The sequence below is a fragment of the Varibaculum vaginae genome (assembly GCF_900604285.1).
GTDB lineage: Bacteria > Actinomycetota > Actinomycetes > Actinomycetales > Actinomycetaceae > Varibaculum > Varibaculum vaginae.
The window spans coordinates 262990-284675 of record NZ_UWNY01000001.1 but is presented as its reverse complement, the minus strand read 5'-3'; the positions used below and the strand labels follow the sequence as shown (position 1 = coordinate 284675).

At 51.2% G+C, this 21686-nt stretch carries 17 protein-coding genes and 1 tRNA gene; 13 read left to right on the top strand and 5 right to left on the bottom strand.

The annotated features are described in order from the left end of the window. The first annotated feature begins 108 nt into the window (after positions 1 to 108). A complete protein-coding gene (locus EFB02_RS01205) occupies positions 109 to 1239 on the top strand; it encodes a variant leucine-rich repeat-containing protein (RefSeq protein WP_122819622.1) in 1131 nt (376 codons plus the stop codon). 157 nt (positions 1240 to 1396) lie between these two features. Here EFB02_RS01205 and topA read toward each other — a convergent pair whose 3' ends face one another. Continuing rightward, positions 1397 to 4099 (bottom strand): type I DNA topoisomerase, encoded by a 2703-nt coding sequence (topA, locus tag EFB02_RS01200; RefSeq protein WP_122819621.1) that lies wholly within the window; start codon positions 4097 to 4099, stop codon positions 1397 to 1399. A gap of 674 nt (positions 4100 to 4773) precedes the next feature. On the opposite strand from topA, the gene EFB02_RS01195 reads away from it, so the two are divergent. Then, positions 4774 to 6540: a CAP domain-containing protein gene (locus tag EFB02_RS01195; RefSeq protein ID WP_122819620.1), complete on the top strand. Its 1767-nt coding sequence runs from the start codon at positions 4774 to 4776 to the stop codon at positions 6538 to 6540. 232 nt (positions 6541 to 6772) lie between these two features. Here the strand turns inward: EFB02_RS01195 and EFB02_RS01190 are convergent, their stop codons facing one another. The 4 genes from EFB02_RS01190 to purT all read right to left on the bottom strand — a co-directional run bounded on the left by EFB02_RS01190 (position 6773) and on the right by purT (position 10785). Continuing rightward, entirely contained in the window at positions 6773 to 7906 is a 1134-nt protein-coding gene (locus EFB02_RS01190) for an ABC transporter ATP-binding protein (RefSeq protein ID WP_122819619.1), read from the bottom strand. Between the two features lie 336 nt (positions 7907 to 8242). After that, complete coding sequence (locus EFB02_RS01185; RefSeq protein ID WP_122819617.1) at positions 8243 to 8977, bottom strand: phosphoglyceromutase; 735 nt, start codon at positions 8975 to 8977, stop codon at positions 8243 to 8245. A gap of 53 nt (positions 8978 to 9030) precedes the next feature. Further along, the gene (locus tag EFB02_RS01180) at positions 9031 to 9354 is read right to left on the bottom strand and encodes a histone-like nucleoid-structuring protein Lsr2 (protein ID WP_122819614.1); all 324 of its coding nucleotides are present in this window, start codon (positions 9352 to 9354) and stop codon (positions 9031 to 9033) included. Between the two features lie 216 nt (positions 9355 to 9570). After that, positions 9571 to 10785: a formate-dependent phosphoribosylglycinamide formyltransferase gene (purT, locus tag EFB02_RS01175; protein WP_122819612.1), complete on the bottom strand. Its 1215-nt coding sequence runs from the start codon at positions 10783 to 10785 to the stop codon at positions 9571 to 9573. A gap of 144 nt (positions 10786 to 10929) precedes the next feature. On the opposite strand from purT, the gene EFB02_RS01170 reads away from it, so the two are divergent. From EFB02_RS01170 to pstS, 11 genes are all read left to right on the top strand, one after another. Further along, positions 10930 to 11002, top strand: a tRNA-Lys gene (locus EFB02_RS01170). A 342-nt stretch (positions 11003 to 11344) separates the two neighbouring features. Then, a complete protein-coding gene (locus tag EFB02_RS01165; protein ID WP_200831519.1) occupies positions 11345 to 12847 on the top strand; it encodes an ABC transporter substrate-binding protein in 1503 nt (500 codons plus the stop codon). Position 12848: 1 nt separating this feature from the next. Continuing rightward, entirely contained in the window at positions 12849 to 13811 is a 963-nt protein-coding gene (locus tag EFB02_RS01160) for an ABC transporter permease (RefSeq protein ID WP_122819608.1), read from the top strand. Beyond that, a complete protein-coding gene (locus EFB02_RS01155) occupies positions 13808 to 14647 on the top strand; it encodes an ABC transporter permease (RefSeq protein ID WP_122819606.1) in 840 nt (279 codons plus the stop codon). Before EFB02_RS01160 ends, EFB02_RS01155 begins: the two co-directional genes overlap by 4 nt. Beyond that, complete coding sequence (locus EFB02_RS01150; protein WP_122819603.1) at positions 14644 to 15468, top strand: ATP-binding cassette domain-containing protein; 825 nt, start codon at positions 14644 to 14646, stop codon at positions 15466 to 15468. Before EFB02_RS01155 ends, EFB02_RS01150 begins: the two co-directional genes overlap by 4 nt. Then, positions 15461 to 16255 carry an ABC transporter ATP-binding protein gene (locus tag EFB02_RS01145; protein ID WP_122819601.1) on the top strand — a complete coding sequence of 265 codons (795 nt, stop codon included), beginning with the start codon at positions 15461 to 15463 and terminating at the stop codon, positions 16253 to 16255. The genes EFB02_RS01150 and EFB02_RS01145 overlap by 8 nt, the downstream gene beginning before the upstream one ends. 207 nt (positions 16256 to 16462) lie before the next feature. Then, a complete protein-coding gene (gene dnaN / locus EFB02_RS01140) occupies positions 16463 to 17596 on the top strand; it encodes a DNA polymerase III subunit beta (RefSeq protein ID WP_122819599.1) in 1134 nt (377 codons plus the stop codon). 24 nt (positions 17597 to 17620) lie between these two features. Next, complete coding sequence (gene recF, locus EFB02_RS01135; RefSeq protein ID WP_122819597.1) at positions 17621 to 18934, top strand: DNA replication/repair protein RecF; 1314 nt, start codon at positions 17621 to 17623, stop codon at positions 18932 to 18934. Continuing rightward, the gene (locus tag EFB02_RS01130; RefSeq protein ID WP_122819595.1) at positions 18934 to 19599 is read left to right on the top strand and encodes a DciA family protein; all 666 of its coding nucleotides are present in this window, start codon (positions 18934 to 18936) and stop codon (positions 19597 to 19599) included. Before recF ends, EFB02_RS01130 begins: the two co-directional genes overlap by 1 nt. After that, entirely contained in the window at positions 19574 to 20383 is an 810-nt protein-coding gene (locus tag EFB02_RS01125) for a class I SAM-dependent methyltransferase (RefSeq protein ID WP_160115344.1), read from the top strand. The genes EFB02_RS01130 and EFB02_RS01125 overlap by 26 nt, the downstream gene beginning before the upstream one ends. 156 nt (positions 20384 to 20539) lie before the next feature. After that, positions 20540 to 21640: a phosphate ABC transporter substrate-binding protein PstS gene (gene pstS / locus EFB02_RS01120; protein WP_122819592.1), complete on the top strand. Its 1101-nt coding sequence runs from the start codon at positions 20540 to 20542 to the stop codon at positions 21638 to 21640. The last annotated feature ends 46 nt before the right edge of the window (positions 21641 to 21686 follow it).

Here is a 21686-nt window from a genome sequence, read left to right as displayed (position 1 = left end):
GAATCTTTGAGAGCAGGATTTTCAGCCGGGGATATTTAGAACTCTTAGCCATTGGCTCGCCTTGCCCGCTAGAATAAGGGCAGTATTTTATCTACCCAAAGGCGAGCCATGACTGATAATCACGACCTGGAAAAGCTACGCGAACGGGCACTAGCGTCCGAAACAGATGCGAATCAACTATTTGAAATCGCAGCCCAACATCCCGAGGTATTTGCTGAGGTAGCTGCTAATCCGAATGCCTATCCGGATCTTCTTAATTGGCTGGAACAAGTGGGCGATGAGCGGGTAAGGGCCGTGGTGCTTGCGCGCAGAGGCGGACTTATGGGGCGAGCCGCTCTTACACAAGCCCAATTCGTATCCTCTGCCTCCTGTACGACGCCGAATTTATCTGCTCCACAAATGCAGCAGTTAAGCGCGGAAAACCAGGAAGAATCCAAACAAGAAATTCCCCAAAAGCAATCTCCGTCTCCATATAGTCCGTTTGCTCCCCGGCAAGAGGAAGACTTTGCAGTTCCAGTAGCTGACGCTGCGAGAGAAGAGGCAGAAAGCCCAGTCGAAACTGCACAGGTAACGGAAAATATGAGTTCTCAAGAAGATATGAAAGCGGAGGATTCAGAACAGGGAAGAAAACCCGCGGAATCGGAGGAAGAAAAGCTAACGGAAAGTTCTATTGAAAGCCAGCTGGACAGCGAGTTTCAGGCAGAGGAAGGGAGTGAAGCAGAGGGCGATGAGGATGCTACCCACCTGGGCAGTATCCCTATGGAAAACCTACAAACAGAGATTCCCTCAATTGATGAGGGGGCCACTCGGCTGGCAGCTACGGTTTCATTGCCAACGCAACAAGAAGCTCCCAGCTATTTGTTGCCCCAGCAGCAGCCTGTGATAACTCCGCCTGCTAATTACCCACCGTATTCGCCCTATGCCGCTTACTATGGAAACCCACCGGTAGTTAATGTTCCTCAGCGGAAAAAACCTGGGCACAACTGGGGAATTATTATCTTGACGGTGCTGTTAGTACTGGCTTTAATCTCGTTTACCGTAGTAGTTACTTGGATTGTGTCTTCACGTAGCGGTAAAGCAGGTGCTAGCGCTTTTACTTCCGCCACTGCAAGTACAAAGGTGGTCGCGGTGATACCTAGCGTAACTCCTACTGCCCCGACGTTCACCCAAAGTGGAAAATCGATACCCCTAAACGTGGGTTATGAAGACATGATTTTTACGCGCAAACCCAAAACATAGGTCATGTGAAGGATAGTGGCACGTTATCTTACGAGATTTATCAGCGTCAGTGGGGACAAGACGGCAGAACTTACTAGCCTGGACTAAAACAGGTCTAACTCTGGGCGCTAGTGTCAGCGACAACGCTAGGTTATTGCGTCAACCTTGTCACGCCTAACTACTTTTTCGTCGCAGTTTTCTTTGTAGTCTTAGCGGTAGTTTTCTTGGCGCTGGTGCGTTTCTTGGTGCTTTTCTTGGCTGTGGTCTTCTTGGTAGTTTTGCGCGTCCCTCGTTTTTTAACCGGTCCTTTCGCCCGCTTTTCCGCCAGTAAAGTATAGGCTTGATCGGCTTCTATCTCTTCCACGGTGCTAGCGCGCGGAACCGTAACATTGGTGGTGCCATCGGTTATGTAGGGGCCAAAGCGCCCATCTTTAATCACCACCGGTTTGCCGGAGTTAGGATCGGTTCCCAATTCCTTTAAGGGGGGCTTCGCGGTGCGTCCCCGCCGGGTCTTGGGCTGAGCGTAAATCGCTAAGGCCTGCTCCAAAGTGATTGAAAAAATCTGGTCTTCATTTTCCAGGGAGCGAGAATCTGACCCTTTCTTTAAATAGGGCCCGTAGCGACCGTTTTGTGCGGTAATCTCGGTGTTTGACTCTGGATCCTTGCCCACTACTCGGGGTAACGAAAGTAGTTTCAGGGCATCCCCCAGATCAACACTTTCGATAGACATATTTTTAAATAAAGAGGCAGTGCGAGGTTTGGTGCTCTTGGGGGCGTCCTCGGGCAGCACTTCGGTAAAGTAAGGTCCGTAGCGCCCATTCTTTACTAAAATCAGGTTGCCATTTTCGGGGTCTTTACCAAGTTCCCGCCCAGTATCAGCTGAAATTGTGAACAGTTCTTTAACTTTCTCAGCGTTTAACTCGTCGGGTGCCAAATCTTCGGGTACTGATGCCCGCTTGCCTTCCGCGTCCTCAAGATAAGGTCCATAACGCCCTATCCGCACATTTACTCCCGGCTGTACCTCGATGGAGTTGAGGGCGCGAGCGTCAATCTCGCCTAGGCCTTCCACGGTATCTTTCAAGCCCCGCTCCCAGAAGTCCCCGTTGGAGCCGCCTCCGAAATAAAAGTGGGTGAGTAATTCTTTCCCATCGCGCTCACCGGCAGCTATCTGGTCGAGGTCGCCTTCCATGGTGGCGGTAAAATCGTAATCCACCAGGGAAGCGAGTTTTTCTTCTAGTAGCCTGACCACAGAAAATGCCTGCCAGGAAGGCACCAGGGCTTGCCCGGCGCGGCGCACGTAGCCGCGCTCAATAATTACCCCGATAGTAGAAGCATAGGTAGAGGGGCGCCCCACTCCCTTTTCTTCTAGGGTTTTCACTAAGGAGGCCTCGGTATAGCGAGGGGGCGGGCTGGTAACGTGCTCGGCTTTTTCTCTATCTACGCTGGTTACTGCCAGTGTTTGTCCTTCGCTAAGTTTTGGCAGTGCCGTAGAACTATCAGCATTGGCGTAACGGGATTTATCTTTTCCTTCTTCATAGGCAGCCAGGAAGCCGCGGAAAGTGATTACGGTTCCAGAGGCGGTAAACACCACCTCACGTGTCTCGCCCTCTAAAACCAGTTGAACGTTTACCCGCACGGTATCGGTAGTTCCGCGTGCATCATTCATCTGTGATGCCAGGGTGCGTTTCCAAATCAGTTCGTAAAGCGCCGCCTGCTGATCACTAAGCGCTTCTTTGACTTGAGAGGGGGTGCGGAAGTTATCTCCCGCAGGGCGGATAGCTTCGTGTGCCTCTTGCGCTCCTTTAGCTTTTTTGGCATAAATGCGGGGCTTTTCGGGGATAGAGTCCGCGCCGTACAGATCTTTTGCCTGGCGCCGCGCCGCTGAAACCGCCTGACTGGAAAGCGCGGTCGAGTCAGTTCGCATATAGGTGATATAGCCGTTTTCGTACAGGTATTGGGCTACCGCCATGGTTTGGCGTGAAGACATGCGCAGTTTCCGCCCGGCTTCTTGTTGCAGGGTGGAGGTGGTGAAGGGAGGGGCGGGGCGGCGTGTGTAGGGCTTGGATTCTACCGAAGTTACTTGGCAAGTAGGCTTTTCGGTCAGCGCCTGTGCCAGTTTCTCCCATAGCTGTTGATCCATAACCGTGGCATTGCGTTTTAGTTGTCCGCGATCATCAAAGTCACGCCCCACAGCGAAACGCACTCCGTCCATTTCTAGGGCACGAGCATTAAAGTCCTGTCCCTCGACGCTGAAGATGGCGTTAAGATCAAAATAGCTGGCAGGTACGAAGGCAATGCGTTCGCGTTCCCGTTCTACCACGAGGCGAGTGGCTACTGACTGGACTCGCCCGGCAGAAAGATGACGGGCAACTTTACGCCACAGAATCGGGGAAACCTCATATCCGTAGAGACGATCTAATATCCTTCGAGTTTCCTGAGCCTGAACCAGGGCAGTGTCAATATCCCGAGTGTTTTCCAGGGCGCGGGCAATCGCTTCTTTGGTGATTTCATGAAACACCATTCGTTTGACTGGAACCTTGGGTTTTAATACCTCTAAGAGATGCCAAGCGATTGCCTCACCTTCACGATCCTCATCAGTGGCGAGGTAGAGTTCATCGGCCTGAGCAAGATCTTTACGTAATCCTGCTACCGTTTTTTTCTTATCGGGGTTAACCACGTAGTAGGGCTGGAAACCATCATCTACGTTCACCGCGAACTTTTTGTACGCCGAATGTTTTAGTTTCTCGGGTAGCGCGGAAGGTTGGGGCAGGTCGCGGATATGCCCCACCGACGCCTCCACCTGGTAGTCAGCACCCAGGTATCCGCTGATTGTGCGGGCCTTGGCGGGGGATTCTACTATTACCAGTTTCTTAGCGCTCAAAACTGCCTCTTCTCGGGGGTAACGATTGACCTTTATACCTTATATATATCTCGCAAAATTCTGGCGTATCCAAATCGGGTTTTAAGTTACGGTTATTTTCTAGGCTCGAACCGGTTTACCCCAGGGGGGAAGTTATTCTTTGACGGCAGCTTAAGAATGACGTAAAGATGGGGATGTTCTCATAAAAATCATTGAAAATGAGGATAGTTAAATGTTTTGGCTGATTTTCTGTTGGATTCTCAGCATGAGTGAAAGCTCAATCCCCAAAGCGATGTCGATTTGTAGATTTCCATTTTTTAAACTTTTGATGAGAAACCAACTACTTTCCACCCGTAATAGCAGGCCGTAGCTTCTTTTGGATTAAACTCAACATTAAATCATTCACATGGTCAAAATTGCCGGCGGCGTAAAACACAGTTTAGCTTCTGATTGCTACTAACGGAGTAAAAATCTAAAAATAGCCTAATATTGCAGGCCAGGACTACTTTATGGTTGGTAAGTATTCGCAAATTCTCCCTACCAGGTGTAAAACTTTCATTTTCCAACATTTTCGCTTTCAATCATGTTCGTTTTACTGGATAATAGTTAATGAACGGAGCGAAGGAACGCAAGGTTCGCGGAAGTCAAAGGATTTGGTTTCCACAAGAAGAAAACGCAAGGAAACGGGAACTACGATGAAAACGTGGAAAGAACACGCCAAGACTCTAGTCGCTGGTGTTCTGGTCGCCGGTGTGGTTGCGGCAGGTGTCAACCTGGCTGATGCAGCTACCTTTTTCACCAATACCTCCGACGCAGGTTCTACTGCGGTCACCGCTAATGCCATTGACACTAACAACCGTGAGGCGGTACGCACCCGTTACCTTAGCGATATAGCTGACACCGACTACCCCGAAAGCCCCAACAACGGTGCGGATCATAAAAAATGCCGTGCGGGCGTAGCCAACCCCACCACTGCTAATTCGGTAGCCCGGGCTCTTAATTTCTTCCGCGGCCTCAACGGTGCCGAGGCGGTCAAAATGGATATGACTTCCGGGTTGCAAGATTACGCGCAGCAGGCCGCTCTTAATATGGCAGCCAACGGTCGCCTCTCTCACTCGATCCAAGAAAACTCCAAGTGTTTCTCCCGGAAAGCACAGCAGGGAGCTGCTATCTCTAACCTTTCTGATGGTTCTGGGCAAACTCCAGCCGAACAGATTCTGTGGTACTTCATTGATCCTTCGAACTTGGGTGCTTCTACAATGACAAAGGTTGGTTCTAATGACCGCCTGGGTCACCGTATTGCCCTGATGGATCCTACTTTGGCTACTTCCTCTTACGGGAATGTGAATGGTTATAACGCCATTGTGGTAACTGGAGATCACCTGGTTAACACTGCTGATTTCAACAACAAACAGCTGGTTGATGACAGCGCTTACAAGCCGGAAGTCATGACCTGGCCGTCCGCCGGGTACTTCCCGTACCAGCTGCTGACCACCAACCGAGATGACCGTGACGATGTAGAACGCTGGAGCATTTCCTTCCGCGGTGAAAGCAAGTCACAGCGTCCTGACCTCTCTGGAGCGCAGGTGCGGGTAACCGATCCGAAAGGCGCGGAAGTTCCCACGACAGTTTTAAATAACGGTCGTGATGGGCAGGGGCCAGGAACCTGGAACTACTACAACACCTTGCTAATCAAGATGCCGAAGATTAAGGATCTGCCGGTGGGTGCCGATGGCTCTCGTGACTACACGGTTAGCGTTTCCGGGATTAAGGGAGCTGCTCGCTCCTCCTACACCTACACCGTGAAACTATTCGACCCTATGATTTCCTCTAGCCAGATGGCTCCCCAGATCAAGGTGAACGCCGCTCCTCGCGTAGCCCAGGGTGGGTATGCGGAACCGGCTAAACTTACCGTCCAGGGTTCCACCGGAATGAAGTACCAGTGGCAGCGTTCCCGGGATGCCGGTAAGACTTGGGAGGATGTGAAAGATAAGTTCCGGATTCCGGCTGATCACCGCTTCTACGGAACTGCAAATGATTTGGACTATGCTCCCGGTGCTCGCACCGAAGACAAATGGGGTCTGCTGCGTTCGGCTCCGATTGCCAGCCGCGCCGAGGCCGAATCCTTGCGCTTCCGCTTGAAGGTCACCAATCCGGTGGGTACTTCAATCTCTGAGCCGATGAAACTGGAATACTACGGATTCGATCAGGATCAGGTAGTTCGCCAGGGCGACAAACTAATCGCGAAGGTTACCTTGCAGGGTAATTCTGATTCGGTTGATCGCTACACTGATGTGATCTGGAAAGATGAAAACGGTAAGCAGGTGGGAACCGGTGATACCTTGACTCTTACCGCCGATATGAAGGGCAAGCAAATTCGTCCTACCGTCCAGTTCTGGCTCACCTCGTTCATGTCAGCTTCTCTCTATGAGCTGAAGCTGCCCGCATACTCCGTTGGGTAACTTGCGTTTTCTAAGCCTAACGGTCCCAAAGAGGGTCGCGTCCTTAGGGATGAGGACGCGACTCCTCAAAAATAAAAGAATCCAGTCGTTACCTGGCTGATTGGCTTCAATAACTGAAAAGAAAAAATCTGGCTCCTAGGACGTTCCCAGTCTAGGAGCCAGATTATTTTTACGCTATTGGGGGGCAGACGTTTCGCCTGCCCCCCAATAGCGTGGTTGCTATTTGACTAGATTATTCCGGTAGCCGCTCTTGGGTAGAGGCCGAGAAAATGTGTCGCCCGCCCTCTTTAATCCGCACCGGCATAACTGATCCCGCTGGCGGCGCAGAATGCGGAGCCACCCGGATAGTTACCTGGTTCAAACAAGGACGATCATCGCTGCGATGCTCCTTGGCGTCATGACCATCCAAAGTACCGTAAACGTAGGCATCAGAGCCTAGTTCTTCCACGTGGGTTACCTTAATCGGAATGGTGTGTTCCGGATCCGCTGTGCCGTCTTGAACCTCGAGAGCCTCGGGACGGAAACCAATAATGACTTCCCCGTTATCCTCGGGCTTAATCGCGTCCACTGTTGACTTTGCCAACGGAATCTTCGCTCCGCCCAGCACTGCGGAACCATCCTGAACCTTGAAGGTACCGATGTTCATGGCGGGTGAGCCAATGAAAGCGGCCACGAAAGCATTCGCGGGGCGATCATATAGTTCACGCGGGGTGCCCACCTGCTGCAAAATGCCGCCCGCAATCACCGCAATGCGATCACCCATGGTTAGCGCTTCCGTTTGGTCGTGGGTCACATACAAAGTTGTGACCCCCAAAGTACGCTGCAACTGGGCAATCTGGGTACGGGTCTGAACCCGCAGCTTCGCATCCAAGTTAGAAAGCGGCTCGTCCATCAAGAACACCTGGGGTTTACGCACAATCGCGCGTCCCATCGCCACCCGCTGACGCTGACCACCAGACAGAGCCTTCGGTTTACGATCTAGATACTCGGTCAAATCCAAAGTTTCGGCAGCCTGCTCAACTCGCTTATCGATTTCCTCTTGTGGAACCTTGGCGATTTTGAGGGCGAAGCCCATGTTCTGACGTACCGTCATGTGTGGGTAAAGCGCATAGTTTTGGAAAACCATGGCGATATCACGGTCTTTGGGCTGTACATTGGTCACGTCTTTATTCCCAATGTAAATTTTGCCGGAGTTAATGTCCTCTAAGCCCGCCAACATCCGCAGCGAAGTGGTTTTACCGCAGCCTGAAGGACCCACCAAAACTAGGAACTCTCCGTCTTCGATTTCCAGATTCAACTTATCAACAGCCGGGTGATCTGAGCCCGGATAAATTCGGGTTACCGAATCAAATACAACTTTTCCCATATTTATATATCTCCTCCACGGGCAGGTACGTGCCCGACGATCCGAGTGGAGTGTCTTTTTGTAACTGCGAGGAATACAATCCCCACGTGTCACCTGCGACACGGGCGCTGGTTGCGCCTGCAACCAGTCTGCCATATTTATCGGCATAGTGGTAGTTATATTTGACAAAGTTTCGCTATTTTTTACTTTTTAACCTTCATTTGTCTCCTTAGACCCCAAACCTAATAGTTACACTTCCCAAGAGAGTGTCTGAGGTAGCCCCGAAGATTCGGGTAATAGAAAGCAGACATGACGAAGTCCCCAAGGTTACCCTTGGGGACTGTCAGAGAAAAGAAACTATTTACCCTGGTTAGCTACCGCCGCAATCTTGGCTTCGGCATCCGGATCCAGGTAGGTTCCGCCCTTCTTAACTGGCTGAAGATTTTCATCCAGCTCGTAATATAGGGGAACGCCGGTCGGAATATTCAAACCAGAAATATCGTCATCACTGATCTGATCAAGGTGCTTAACAATCGCTCGCAGCGAGTTACCATGCGCTGCCACCATAACCGTTTTGCCGCTCTTAAGCTCAGGAACGATTTCCTGTTCCCAGTAGGGTAACAGACGTTCTAGTACCTGTTCGAGGCATTCAGTGCGCGGAATCGGCTCTCCCGCGTAGCGGGGATCAGCATCCTGAGAGAACTCTGAACCCAGTTCGATTTCTGGCGGAGGCGTACTGTAAGAGCGGCGCCACAACATAAACTGTTCATCACCGAACTCGTCACGGATAGCTTTCTTATCTTTGCCCTGCAAGGCACCATAGTGGCGCTCATTTAGCCGCCAGCTGCGCTTAACCGGAATCCAATGCCGATCAGCGGCATCCAAAGAAAGATTGGCGGTCATAATTGCCCGGCGCAGCAGGGAAGTGAACACAATATCCGGCAAGATGTTCTCTTGCTTCATTAGTTCACCCCCGTGGGTGGCTTCTTGGCGACCCTGATCGGATAGGGGAACATCTACCCAGCCGGTGAAAAGATTTTTTGCATTCCATTCGCTTTGCCCGTGACGGAGCAGTATCAATTTGTAAGTCATATCTTCAGTCTTTCACTTTGACGGTGAGATTGCACGGGGTATAAGTCCCGAAATTATTTCAAATGAGTGCGATAGTAGGCAGTACGCACTTTCGCGGAAATGCGTCCTTTTTCGGAAACCTGCATGTTTTGTTCCTGTGCCCAGGTGCGAATTTTGGCAGCATCTGAGGTAGCGCGAGTATCAGTGCCGGCCACTCGGCGTCCTCCTACCCGGCGTCCTCCTTGAATCCATGGTTCCAAAACTTCACGTAACTTCGCAGCATTTTCGGTAGTTAAATCAATTTCGTAATCAACACCGTCCAGGCCGAATTTAACTGTTTCATCCCCAAGTTCACCGTTAATATCATCAATTAGAACAATTCGGGTTTTCCTCGCCATACTTTTACCTTTCCGTTTTGCGAGTTACATTTGCTCTTATGCTAATGCCAGCAATAACGTATTTCTATTTCCAGTTAAAAAGTATCAGAAAAAGCGGTAATGAAGAAAAGTTAAATAAAAGATCGCAGATATCTTTCGGTAAATAAAATTAATATTTTTGATAGAAAACAGAAAATAGGTTTTTAGGCGAAAGTAAAAACTATTATTCTCCAGTTATCAGGCATCTTGTATCGTGATTAATTCGGCAGCTTGTTTTGCGCGCTCCCTCGCCTGGGCAATATTCTTTCCGCGCGCCAAGGCCACTCCCATCCGCCTGCCGGGACGAGAATCTGGTTTTCCAAATAACCTTAAATCCACTTCGGGAAGAGAAAGAGCCGACGCTAACCCACGATAAACTGGAGCGGCGGTTGCAAGAGGCGCACAAATCACCGCTGAAGCTGCGGGGGTGCGTAGGCGGGTGTCAACTGGTAACCCTAAAATAGCGCGTGCGTGTAGCTCAAACTCAGATAGGTATCCGGAAGCCATAGTAACCATACCGGTGTCATGAGGACGTGGCGATACCTCGGAAAATAGGACTTCGTCTCCACAAATAAATAGTTCCACCCCGAAAAGGCCGCGTCCCCCCAGGGCGTGGGTAACTTTCTCGGCGATAGCTTGCGCCTTTTCTAGCACCGTACTGTCCATAGGTACTGGCTGCCAAGATTCGTGATAGTCGCCATCAACTTGTAGATGACCAATTGGTTCGCAAAAATTGGTGACTATTTTCCCCGTTTTATTATCGAGGGAGCGCACTGTTAGCAGGGTTATTTCATAGTCAAACTTCACTAGCCCTTCTACAATGACTCGTCCCTGGCTGGATCCGCGCCCTCCTTCAAGAGCGTAATGCCAGGCAGATGCGATATCCTCATGGGTTCTTAGCAGAGACTGTCCTTTGCCAGAGGAAGACATCACCGGTTTTACGATACAGGGCAACCCAATTTTTTCTACCGCCTGACGCATTTCCTCCTCTCCGGAAGCAAAAAGGTAAGGGGAAGTGGGGATACCAAGTTCTTCCGCAGCCAGGCGGCGAATACCTTCCCGATCCATAGTTAGCCGAGTAGCGTGAGCGGTGGGGATTACGGTTACCTGGCTGGAAGCTGCAATCTTTTCCAAAGTGTCGGTAGCTATGGCCTCAATTTCGGGGATAACAAAATGAGGACGTACCTTTTTCACTAATAAATCGACCTGTTGGCCATCGGTCATATCTAGGGTGTAGGAATAGTGTGCGACCTGCTGTGCCGGCGCATTTTGGTAGCGATCTGCGGCGTGAACTTCCACCCCGAGGCGAGTGAATGCGATCGCCAGTTCTTTACCTAACTCTCCGGAACCGAGAAGTAATACTCGCAAAGCAGATTGCGACCTGGGGGTTCCAAAAGTAGTTGGCGTTAACATAAAATTCTTTTCCTAATTCTAATTTCAGCCTGCTATGGAAGGATTTGAATACTACTTTAAGGGCTATTTAGTGATGGAAGCAACCAAAATCTAAGTTGGGAAATAGCCGATGCCCTTGTAGAATAAAACGTGCCTTTAAGGCAGGCGCCTGTAGCTCAGTTGGTAGAGCAACGGACTTTTAATCCGTGGGTCCAGGGTTCGATCCCCTGCGGGCGTACAACGACGACGATGAACGGTGAAGAAACTTGTTTCTTCATCAGTGAAGAGGAGGAAGTTGTGTGTAATCCCGAATGGGATTACTGACACAACGAGGATCTCATCAGGGATTACTAACACTGGCGTAATCCCCTCAGTTATCCACATTTTGCTTTAACGTGCGCTGCGGGTCTGGCTCGGTAAAAGCACTCCGGGGACCCCGTGACCGGCTTCGCCGGTCAAGCCCCTCTCGTATCTTTTACCGGCCGCGACCCTTGCGGGAAGTGGGCGGTAAATTCGGGTGAGGCGGGCAAACGACTATGATTGAAACAATCATGACCCATTACCAATAAAGGGGAGATCCTTGCGTAAGCGTCTTTTGGCCATGTTGACAGTCGCCGGTTTGGTGTTAGCTGGCTGTTCTAGTGCTAATTCTTCAGGTGCTAAATCTCAGCGGGTGTTGACGATCGGGGTACATGCCACGCCCTCGACTTTAGATCCCTCGCATAATGATGCTGCTGCTATTACCTACGCGCTGCTCTATAACGTGTATGAAACATTGTTGCGGGTGGACGGTAAAGGCAAAATCGTGCCGCTGCTGGCGAAAGAATACCAAGTTTCTGCTGATCGCAAGACTTACACTTTCACCTTGAAGGATGCTAAGTTCGCTTCAGGTGCACCGGTGGATGGGGCAGCAGTCGCAAAATCTTTTAACTACCTCCTCAACGATAAGACCGTGAGCCCAACCCGCAAGCAAGAGATGGAAGCTCTAAAAGCGGTGAAAGATTTGGGAGGAAAGAAAGTTCAGTTTGAACTGTCCCACCCCTCGAACGCCTGGCTGTATTACCTGAGTTCTACTGCGGGAATCATTTATGACCCGCAGGCATTAGATAAGGGGAATTTAGCTACCAAACCGGCTGGTTCCGGACCTTATACTCTCAAAGAGTGGAGACAGGGTGAAGAGATTCAATTGGTGACTAACCAAAAATATTGGGGTGAAAAACCCAAGGTTAAGGGGGCGACTTTCCGGTATTTTTCCGACCCTAATGCCATGAATACTGCGATGCTTTCTGGCTCGCTCGATATTATTTCCAACTTGGCTGCCCCGCAGGCACTCGATAAGTTCAGTGATGATTCCCGGTTTAAAGTGTTGGAAGGTAATACCAACGGCGAAGTGGTGATGGGGATGAATCAACAGCGCCCCGCCCTCAAAGATAAACGAGTACGCCAAGCGATTAACTATGCTCTTGACCGCAAAGCGGTTAGGGATGCAGTTTGGGCAGGTAAAGGTCTGTTGATTGGATCGATGGTACCGCCAACTGATCCTTGGTACGAAGATTTATCTACTGCCTATCCCTTAGATCGGGAAAAAGCCCAGAAATTACTGCAGGAATCCGGTTATGGCGAGGGGCTAACCCTGAAAATGAGAATCCCTACCTTGCCTTATGCTTCGGGAGCCGCTACTCACATTAAGAGCCAGCTTTCTAAAGTTGGAATTACCTTGGAGATTGAACAGTTAGAGTTTCCGGCGCGCTGGATTGATGAAGTAATGGTGAAATCTAACTACGACCTCACCATTGTTGCCCACATGGAGCCGCGCGATATTTCCCGCTTTACTAACTCCGATTACTATTGGCATTACGATTCACAACAGTTCCGGGATTTGTATCAAAAAGCCGATGAGGGTACCCCAGAAGAACAGGTAAAATACATGAAGCAAGCGGCGAAGGTGCTTTCGGATGATGCCGCTGCCGGATTCTTGTGGCTATTGCCGAATCTGATTGTGACTAAGGCAGATATTAGCGGGCTGGCCGCGAATGTAACTGGACTATCCTTCGATTTATCATCTATTAATTACCAGGGTTGACATGAAAGCGCCGGCGAAGGCCATCCTAAAGCGAGTAGCCACCCTATTAGTCAGTCTAATAGCGGCTTCCCTGGTGGTGTTCTTGCTAATAAATCTGCTTCCTGGAGATGTTACTGGGGTGATTTTAGGGGCGAATGCCGACCCGACTTCGGTGGCGCAACTACGGATCGCTATGGGACTGGATCAACCCCTAATGTTGCGCTATGTAACTTGGCTTGGTGGAATGTTATGTCTGGATCCCGGTACCTCAATTTTCACCGGACAAGCGATTGCCGAACAGTTACCCCACCGGTTAGAAGCCACATTTTCATTGGTTTTTGCGGGGATGATCCTGGCCTTAGTGCTGGCAATTCCCCTGGGGATGTTCGGGGCGCTACGCCGTAACCGCAAAATCGGAATCGTGGTATCGGTTCTCAGCCAGTTAGGAATGGCGATCCCCGCATTTTTAGCTGGAATGCTGCTAACCATAGTTTTCGCGGTGAAACTGCAACTGCTGCCAGCAAACGGGTATGTTTCCTTTCAAGAGGATCCGCTGGAATGGGCACGCTACCTGTTTCTGCCGGCACTTTCGATAGCCGTAGTGCAAGGAGCAGTACTTACCCGCTACACCCGCTCGGCTTTTATCGAAGTAATCAAGCAGGATTATTTTCGCACGGCAAGGGCGATTGGCTGGAGTTTTCCCGGGGCACTATTACGTCACGGAGTGAGAAATGCCGCCTTACAGGTAATTACCGTTTTGGGGCTGCAACTTTCGACCTTACTGGTCGGGGCGATTGTAGTCGAGCAAGTGTTTGCAATTCCTGGTTTGGGTACCTACCTGATTGCTGCGGTTGGCCAGCGAGATTTAACCGTAGTACAAGCGGTAGTGATGATTCTGGTTGCGGTGGTGCTGGTAATTAACGCGCTGATAGATGTGGTTTACCAGCTACTGGATCCTAGAATCCGGCAAGGGGTGGAGCGATGACTATCAGCCGGGAAATTTCGCTGCGCCGCCAGCCCAGCCTGTGGATGGGGATTGTGCTCGTGAGCCTAATAGTACTGATGGGAATATGGTCTTTCTTCTACTTGCCGTTTGACCCTACGGAAGTTAGTGAGCAGCGTTTAAGTCCCCCCTCGGCCTCCCATATTTTCGGTACCGATGATTTTGGACGCGACGTGTTTTCCCGGATTCTCTCAGGAGCTGGAATCTGTCTGTTGGTGGGGATAGTATCCGTCAGCATCGGTGCCATACTTGGGGTTCCGCTGGGTGTTTATGCTGCTCAGCGTGGAGGGTGGCCGGCAAGAATCATTGAGCGCGCTCTCGATATTCTTTATGCTTTCCCCGCTTTACTGCTGGCGATTTTACTGGCGGCGGCAGGCGGATCCGGTTCTACCTGGACGGCGATGCTAGCGATTGGGATTGCCTCTATTCCCGCATTTGCCCGTAATATCCGGGCAGCCACTTTGGGGGTAATGTCGCAGGACTATATGGTGGCGGCAAGGGCAGCAGGTACTCCCCGCTATCGCGCCACCGTTACCCACGTGTTACCCAATATCGCTCCCACGATTATTGTGCAATCCTCGGTGAGTTTCGCTCTTGCAATTTTGGCGGAGGCGGCTTTATCTTATCTGGGATTGGGTACTCGCCCGGATACTCCCACCTGGGGTTTAATGCTCTTTGAAGCCCAAAAATCGCTACTGGTTAGCCCACAATTGGCGCTGTGGCCAGCATTGGGAATTGCCCTGACTGTTCTCGGGTTCAACCTATTAGGTGATGGGTTGCGTGAGGTGCTAGATCCGCAACTTAGGGAGCACTCATGAAGGGACTTAAAGTAAAGGATTTACAGGTTTTTTTGGGGGAACGCCAGGTAATCAAAGGAATCAGTTTTGAAATTCCTGCTGGCGCGCGGGTGGGGCTGATTGGCGAATCAGGTTCGGGTAAATCGGTTACGGCACTGTCGCTAATGGGGTTGCTTGGGGAGGGCGTAAAAACTACCGGTTCGGTGTCCCTGGATGGTAAGGAGCTATTATCACTGCCAGATAGACAGATGGCACAGTTGCGAGGCTCTAAAATCGGAATGATTTTTCAAGAACCGATGACCGCCCTCGATCCCACCATGCGGGTAGGTAAACAGGTGGCGGAGGTTTTAACGTTGCACCAACGTGGGCGGCGTGGAAAACGTCAGGAAGTAATAAAAATGCTGGGCAGGGTGGGTCTTCCCGATCCGGAGCAAAACGCCAATGCCTTCCCTCACCAGCTGTCTGGAGGGCAACGCCAACGGGTGATGATGGCGATGGCGCTGATAAATGCCCCCCAACTGCTGATTTGTGATGAACCCACCACCGCTTTGGATGTTACTGTGCAGGCAAAAGTGCTCCGGCTTTTAGATAAAGAGCTGACAGAAACCGCTTCTGCCTGCCTGTTTATCAGCCACGATTTAGCGGTAGTCAACCAGATTTGTGACTACCTGCTGGTGATGCATCAGGGGCAAATTGTGGAACGCGGCCCCCTGCGGCAAGTGCTGGCACAGCCTAAACACCCCTATACTCGCGGTCTGCTGGCGACCGCCGATATTGCGGCGGTAAAACCGGGAGCGCGCCTGCCCGTCCTGAGTGATTTCTTTAGGGGGAACGATGAGTGAGCAACCGATTTTCCTCGCCAAAGATTTAGTGAAAATTTATCCGCGCTCTACTGGACAGGTACATGCGGTAGCTGGAGTAAGCCTGGAAGTTAGTGCCGGGGAGCGTCTAGGAATCGTAGGGGAATCTGGGTCGGGAAAATCTACCCTGATCCGCATGTTGTGTGCGCTTTCTCGTCCTACTAGCGGGGAAATTAGCTTCGCTGGACAAACTATTACTGGATTAAAAGAAAAACAGTTAGGCAATTTGCGTTCCCGGGTACAAATGGTGTTTCAAGATCCGCTGAGTTCTCTGGATCCACGGATGCGGGTGGGTAAAATTATTACTGAACCGTTACGTTCCCCTTGGGTACGTGGACGGGAAGGAGTACCTAACGATATCCCGGCGCGCCTAGAAGAAGTGCTCGCGGAAGTTGGTTTAAGTAGCGAGGACGCCGATAAATATCCTCACCAGTTTTCGGGAGGCCAACGACAACGAATTGCTCTAGCCCGCGCCCTAGCTGCGCGTCCTGACGTGCTAATAGCTGATGAAGCGGTTTCCGCCCTAGACGTTTCGGTAAGAGCGCAGGTATTAAATCTGATTATGCAAGTCGCTCAGCGAGATGACTTGACTTTACTGTTTGTCAGCCATGACTTGGCGGTGGTGAGGCACCTTTGCCAGAGAGTAATAGTGATGAGAGAGGGAAAAATAGTAGAGGAAGGCTCAGTTGAACAGGTGTTTTTACACCCGCAGCAAGACTATACTCGCGAACTAATCGTGGCCGTGCCCCAGTTGAAGCTGAGAAGTTAACCCTCAAAACCGGTTATACCTGGGAATAAACTGTCCCTTCAGGCAAGAATCGGCGCGTTATCCCCAGTTTTTAGCGCTTTAGTGCTAATCGGGATACTAAACCCTATAATGGGAGACTGGAACAAATTATCCAGTTCGGGTTTCGCCGGTTGGATTTTGCAAATTTCGCGCCATAAACCATGGTCAAGAAGATAAAAGGGGCAGCGCATGAAGTTCGTAGTCGAGCGGGATATTTTCGAGGACGCAATCAGCTGGACCGCCCGCACTTTGCCGGCACGTCCAGCAGTGGCGGTATTGGGCGGAGTCTGGATGAGCGCCAAGGCCGGTATTGTCACCTTGTCAAGCTTCGACTATGAAGTTTCCTCCCGGAATCAATTTGAGGCCGACGTGGAATCAGAGGGAGAAGTCCTAGTCTCTGGGAAAATGGTGGCTAATATCTGCAAGCAGCTCCCCAAGAAGCCAGTAACTGTGCAGATGGAGGGGGGAAAAGTTAGTATTTCCTGTGGCGCCTCCAGTTTCCAGTTGGCAGTAATGCCCCTGGATGATTATCCTGCTTTGCCACAAGTTCCCGAGGCAATTGGAGAACTTGACTCGGTAGAGTTCGCACGGGCAGTGGCTCAAGTTTCTCGTGCTGCCTCCTCCGATGAAGCCTTGCCCCTCCTGGCTACCGTGCGGATGGAGCTGTCGGATTCTCATCTGAACCTAATGGCTACCGACCGGTATCGCCTGGCAGTTCGGGTAATGGATTGGCAACCGAAAGAAACCGATTTTTCCGCAGATGCCCTGGTAAAATCGCGGATTCTTTCAGAAATGGCGAAAGCGCTTTCGGGTGCGGGGGAGATTCATTTGGGTTTGGAAAACTCTTCCGAGGGTGGGGCGATTATCGCCCTAGAAGCCGGAGGGCGCAAGATTACCTCCCAGCTCACTGAAGGTGATTATCCGCCGGTAACCAGCTTGTTCCCCAAGGAAGCGCCGATTAAAGCAGTTGTTCGCCGTGAAGAACTTGAGCAGGCAATCAAACGAGTTTCTTTGGTGACTGATCGCAGTGCCCAGATCCGCATGAATTTCGCAGACGGAATGCTTACTTTAGAGGCCGGGCAGGGCAATGATGCGCAGGCACATGAAGAAATGACCTGCACCTTTATTGCAGATGAGCCGATGATGATCGTGTTTGACTCCCAGTATCTTCTGGATGGTTTGGCGGCTTTGGATTCCGATTATGTACGGATGTCGTTTACTCACCCCACGAAGCCGGCAGTGATTACTGGACAGGAAGAACTAGATGGGGACGATTCTTCAGAATTTAGGTATCTGCTGATGCCGATTCGCTATTCTTCCTAGTCAGCTGGGGGACCACCCAAGGTCATGTATATTTCCGATATTGCCCTCGACGATTACCGCAGTTTTCACCACTGCGTAGTGCATCTATCGCCGGGGGTAAATGTCCTGGTTGGCCCTAATGGTCAAGGTAAAACCAATTTTGTAGAGGCAATCGGATATTTAACAAACTTTCACTCCCATCGCGCTAGCGTCGACAGTGCGCTGGTACGTTTTGCCCCGCAATCAGCGGCGTTGGCTGCTCATGCGGGGGCAGTAGCGCGAGCAGGTCTGGAAACCGGGGACGGACAGGCAGATAGCAGTACTGAGGGCACCGTTCCTGGGGCGGCGGTTATTCGGGTGAAGGCTCACTGTCAGGATCGCGAAATGCTGGTAGACCTGGAAATAGGTTCCGGGAAGGCTAATCGTGCCCGTTTAGGCCGCTCCCCAGTACCTCTAAAACAGGTGCGCGGATTGGTGGCCACTACCCTGTTCGCTCCAGAAGATTTAGATATTTTGCAGGGTGATCCGGCGGTTCGCCGCCGTTTTCTGGATGATTTGTTAGTGCAACTATGGCCGGTTGAGGCTGGCACTATCAGTCAGCATCAAAAGATTTTGCGGCAGCGCGGCGCCCTGTTGAAGCAGGCGGCAAAAAAGAAGCGTCGCGGGGCAGATTTGTCTTTAGAGCTGTCTACCCTTGATGTTTGGAATAATCAGCTAGCCCAGGTAGGAGCGCGTTTGATTGCAGGTAGAGTCCGGGCTTTGCAGGCACTTACTCCTCATGCTGCGCAGTCTTACCTTCTGGTTTTAGGAGATGAGCACCTGGCGAACTCCTCTAAAACTTTGGGATTGTCATATGTTCCTTCCTTTAATGCTCCCGCTGATTTGGCTGACCCGCAGGCGGTAGCCGGGGCACTCCAGGAAACTTTTGCGGCTCGCCGTGAGGAAGAACTGATTCGTGGGGTCAATCTGGCGGGTGCGCACCGTGATGATCTGGCGGTGATGCTAGATGCTCTACCGGTGAAAGGTTTCGCTTCTCATGGGGAAACCTGGAGCGCTGCCTTGGCTTTACGTCTGGGACAGTTTGAACTGTTACGTCAGGTGGGGGAAACTCCTATCCTGATTTTGGATGACGTGTTTGCGGAACTGGATCCCTCCCGCCGTTCCGCTCTCCTCGAATTCATGAACCGCGCTGACCAGGTACTGATTACCGCCACCAGCCGCAAAGATTTACCCGCCGAAATCGAAGGGTATTTTTTTGCGGTATTGCGCGCTGCGCAGGGAACCGTTATTACCCCCATGGCTCTATCAAGTGAGGTCAGCACAGAAAATAGTCTCAAAGATAGCAGGCAGGATACCTGATGACTGAGCAGCCAGAGGGGAACCTCACCTACACTCAAAGGGTATTGCGTGCTGCCCAAGAGCACGCTTTCTCTAAAGGGCTAATCAGAATGTCAGCCAGCGACCTGCGGCGCCACCGCGGGCGGCGCAACTGGGACGGGCTTGCCGCCACCGCATCCAAGGATGATGGTTTCCTAGAGTCAAAAGAAATCTCCCTGGGTCAGATTGAGGGAATAAACGACAGCTATGCTCGCGACCAGGTTCCGGGATTAGCCCAGTTGCAGCCCTCGCCGGGACTGGCGGGAGGGGGCCATGGCGGCCGATGGTCACGTAGGGAGCCGCGCAGGTTAGATGCGGTGTGGAAACGATACGTCAATAATTTTGGCCTCGGAAAAATGCTAGATGTGGGCAAACTGAAAGCCGATTGGGAACAGATAGTTGGCAGTCAAGTAGCACAACACGCGGAAATAGAGTCCATCAAAGATGGGGACGTAGTGGTGCGCTGTGACTCTACCCGTTGGGCCAGCGAACTGCGGAATCTGACTCCGCAATTAATGGGGCTCATCGAAGATCATGCTGGTTCAGTAGTAATAAAAAGATTGATTGTGTTAGGGCCACAGGCACCCTCCTGGAAACATGGGCCACGCTCGGTTAAAGGGCGTGGCCCGCGCGATACCTATGGTTAATCTAGGTCCGCCGCCCGGAACGATTACCGATAAGCAGCAGGTAGGCGGGGCTGCGACCGGGGGAAACCCCTACACTTTGGCCGGGACGGATTACGAACGTTATCGCCCCACCTATCTACCTGAAGCCGTAACCGCGGCGCTATCCGGATTACAAAATCCCCAAGTATTAGATGTAGGTGCTGGTAGCGGCAAATTTACCCGGGCGTTAGTGGCGCGTGGAATAACGGTTAGTGCCCTCGAGCCCGCGGTAGCCATGCAGAAAATGTTCCGCGAATCTCTCCCTCAAATCCCCCTTTATAAGGGGAAAGCTGAGGATGTGGCGGATCTGTTTGCGCCTGAAACCTTCGATGCGCTCTGCTTTGCACAATGTTGGCATTGGGTCGATAAGGAGGCGGGGTGCGGTGCCGCAGCCAATGTGTTGAAACCTGGCGGACGAATAGTGATTATTTATAACCAGATGAACGTGTCTTTCCCCTGGGTGAAACGACTTTCAAGGGTGATGCGTTCCGGGGATGTACACCACCCGGATCGGGTACCGCAAGTGGGAAAACAGTTCGCTCCCCCGCAGCTAAAACTTTTCCAATGGGGAATATCTTTACCGGTAGCCGCCCTCTTCGCCTTGGCTAAGACGCGCTCTTCCTATTTAAAAGCGAGTGAGCGAGGAAAACAGCATATGCAAGCAAACCTGCAATCTTATTTGTGGGGTGATTTGGCTTTAAACCCCAAACAAACTGTTACTTTGCCTTATTACACCCTGGTGTGGATCGCTTCAAAAATTAGTTAGTTATTAGTATTTTCGCAGTTAAAATAGTTTTTCCGATTTGTTTCTATCTGTCTCGAGCATTGTTCACTAAGAATTAACGCAATCGTCAGGGTGGCGTTAACTTCTTGTCTTATTTTGCAAGTGTCAATGAAAATCTCAAAGAATCGAAGGAAAGACATGCGTAAGAGCATTAAATCTTTAGCGGTTATCGCTGGTCTTGCCTTGACAGCAACTAGCCTGGCCGCCTGTGGCTCCGATAATGCCACTGGAAGTGTAGATAACTCAAAGAAAGTGAAAACTGTCGATATTTCCGGCAAGTTGGCGGGCGCGGGTGCATCCTCACAAAAAGATGCGGTTGACGCCTGGAAAGCTGGATTTTCCGAGGTCGCGCAAAATGTGGAAGTAACCTATGATCCCACTGGTTCCGGGGCAGGGGTGACCACCTTCCTCCAAGGTGGAGTGGCCTTCGCCGGAACAGACCAGGCACTCTCTAAGGAAGAAATCGACAAATCAGCCGCGGTTTGTAAAGACTCCAAAGCCATTAACCTACCGGTTTACGTATCCCCGGTGGCGGTTGCCTTCAACCTGGAGGGAATAAAGACGCTTAATATGAAACCGGAAACCATCGCTAAGATCTTCCGTGGAGAAATCACCAAGTGGAACGATCCGGCTATCGCTGCGGATAATGCGGATGCCAAACTGCCCGACGCTAAGATCGTGGCGGTACACCGCGCTGACCAGTCAGGTACTACCGAGAATTTCACCGATTATCTGCATGCGGCGGCTCCGGACGCCTGGCCGGATAAGCCATCGAAAGATTGGCCGGTAGCTGGTGGGGAATCTGGAGATAAAACCGCAGGGGTGGTGGATAACCTGAAGAAAACTGTAGGTGCAATCGGCTATATTGATGCCTCCCAGGCCGGTGACTTCGGAACAGTTGCGCTCAAAGCTGGCGATGGTTTCGTTAAATACTCGGCCGAGGCAGCTGCCAAAGTCGTCGAAAGCACCGAAGTTGAGGATGGGCGGGAAAAGAACGACTTGGCGTTGAATCTGAACCGCACCCCGGATGATCCCGAAGCCTACCCGCTGGTATTGGTCTCTTACTATGCGGTTTGCCCGCAATATAAAGATGCCAACACGGCAAAGTTGGTGAAAGCTTGGGTTAACTATGTGGTATCCGCTGACGGACAGAAGAAAGCTGCCGAGGCAGCCGGATCTGCTCCCTTAGGTGTGGAAATCACCAAGAAGATCACTGCCGCGCTTGACGAAATCAAGTAATAATCCCCCAAGTTTAGGTTCTGGTTACCAGGAGTATCGGGAAAAC

What these genes read in the sequence shown, in the direction of transcription:
- EFB02_RS01150 (WP_122819603.1), top strand. Translation starts at nt 14,644, where the DNA reads ATGAAGGGACTTAAAGTAAAGGATTTACAGGTTTTTTTGGGGGAACGC.
- EFB02_RS01130 (WP_122819595.1), top strand. Translation starts at nt 18,934, where the DNA reads ATGACTGAGCAGCCAGAGGGGAACCTCACCTACACTCAAAGGGTATTG.
- EFB02_RS01195 (WP_122819620.1), top strand. Translation starts at nt 4,774, where the DNA reads ATGAAAACGTGGAAAGAACACGCCAAGACTCTAGTCGCTGGTGTTCTG.
- pstS (WP_122819592.1), top strand. Translation starts at nt 20,540, where the DNA reads ATGCGTAAGAGCATTAAATCTTTAGCGGTTATCGCTGGTCTTGCCTTG.
- recF (WP_122819597.1), top strand. Translation starts at nt 17,621, where the DNA reads ATGTATATTTCCGATATTGCCCTCGACGATTACCGCAGTTTTCACCAC.
- EFB02_RS01190 (WP_122819619.1), bottom strand. Translation starts at nt 7,906, where the DNA reads ATGGGAAAAGTTGTATTTGATTCGGTAACCCGAATTTATCCGGGCTCA.
- EFB02_RS01155 (WP_122819606.1), top strand. Translation starts at nt 13,808, where the DNA reads ATGACTATCAGCCGGGAAATTTCGCTGCGCCGCCAGCCCAGCCTGTGG.
- dnaN (WP_122819599.1), top strand. Translation starts at nt 16,463, where the DNA reads ATGAAGTTCGTAGTCGAGCGGGATATTTTCGAGGACGCAATCAGCTGG.
- EFB02_RS01185 (WP_122819617.1), bottom strand. Translation starts at nt 8,977, where the DNA reads ATGACTTACAAATTGATACTGCTCCGTCACGGGCAAAGCGAATGGAAT.
- purT (WP_122819612.1), bottom strand. Translation starts at nt 10,785, where the DNA reads ATGTTAACGCCAACTACTTTTGGAACCCCCAGGTCGCAATCTGCTTTG.
- EFB02_RS01145 (WP_122819601.1), top strand. Translation starts at nt 15,461, where the DNA reads ATGAGTGAGCAACCGATTTTCCTCGCCAAAGATTTAGTGAAAATTTAT.
- EFB02_RS01180 (WP_122819614.1), bottom strand. Translation starts at nt 9,354, where the DNA reads ATGGCGAGGAAAACCCGAATTGTTCTAATTGATGATATTAACGGTGAA.
- EFB02_RS01205 (WP_122819622.1), top strand. Translation starts at nt 109, where the DNA reads ATGACTGATAATCACGACCTGGAAAAGCTACGCGAACGGGCACTAGCG.
- EFB02_RS01160 (WP_122819608.1), top strand. Translation starts at nt 12,849, where the DNA reads ATGAAAGCGCCGGCGAAGGCCATCCTAAAGCGAGTAGCCACCCTATTA.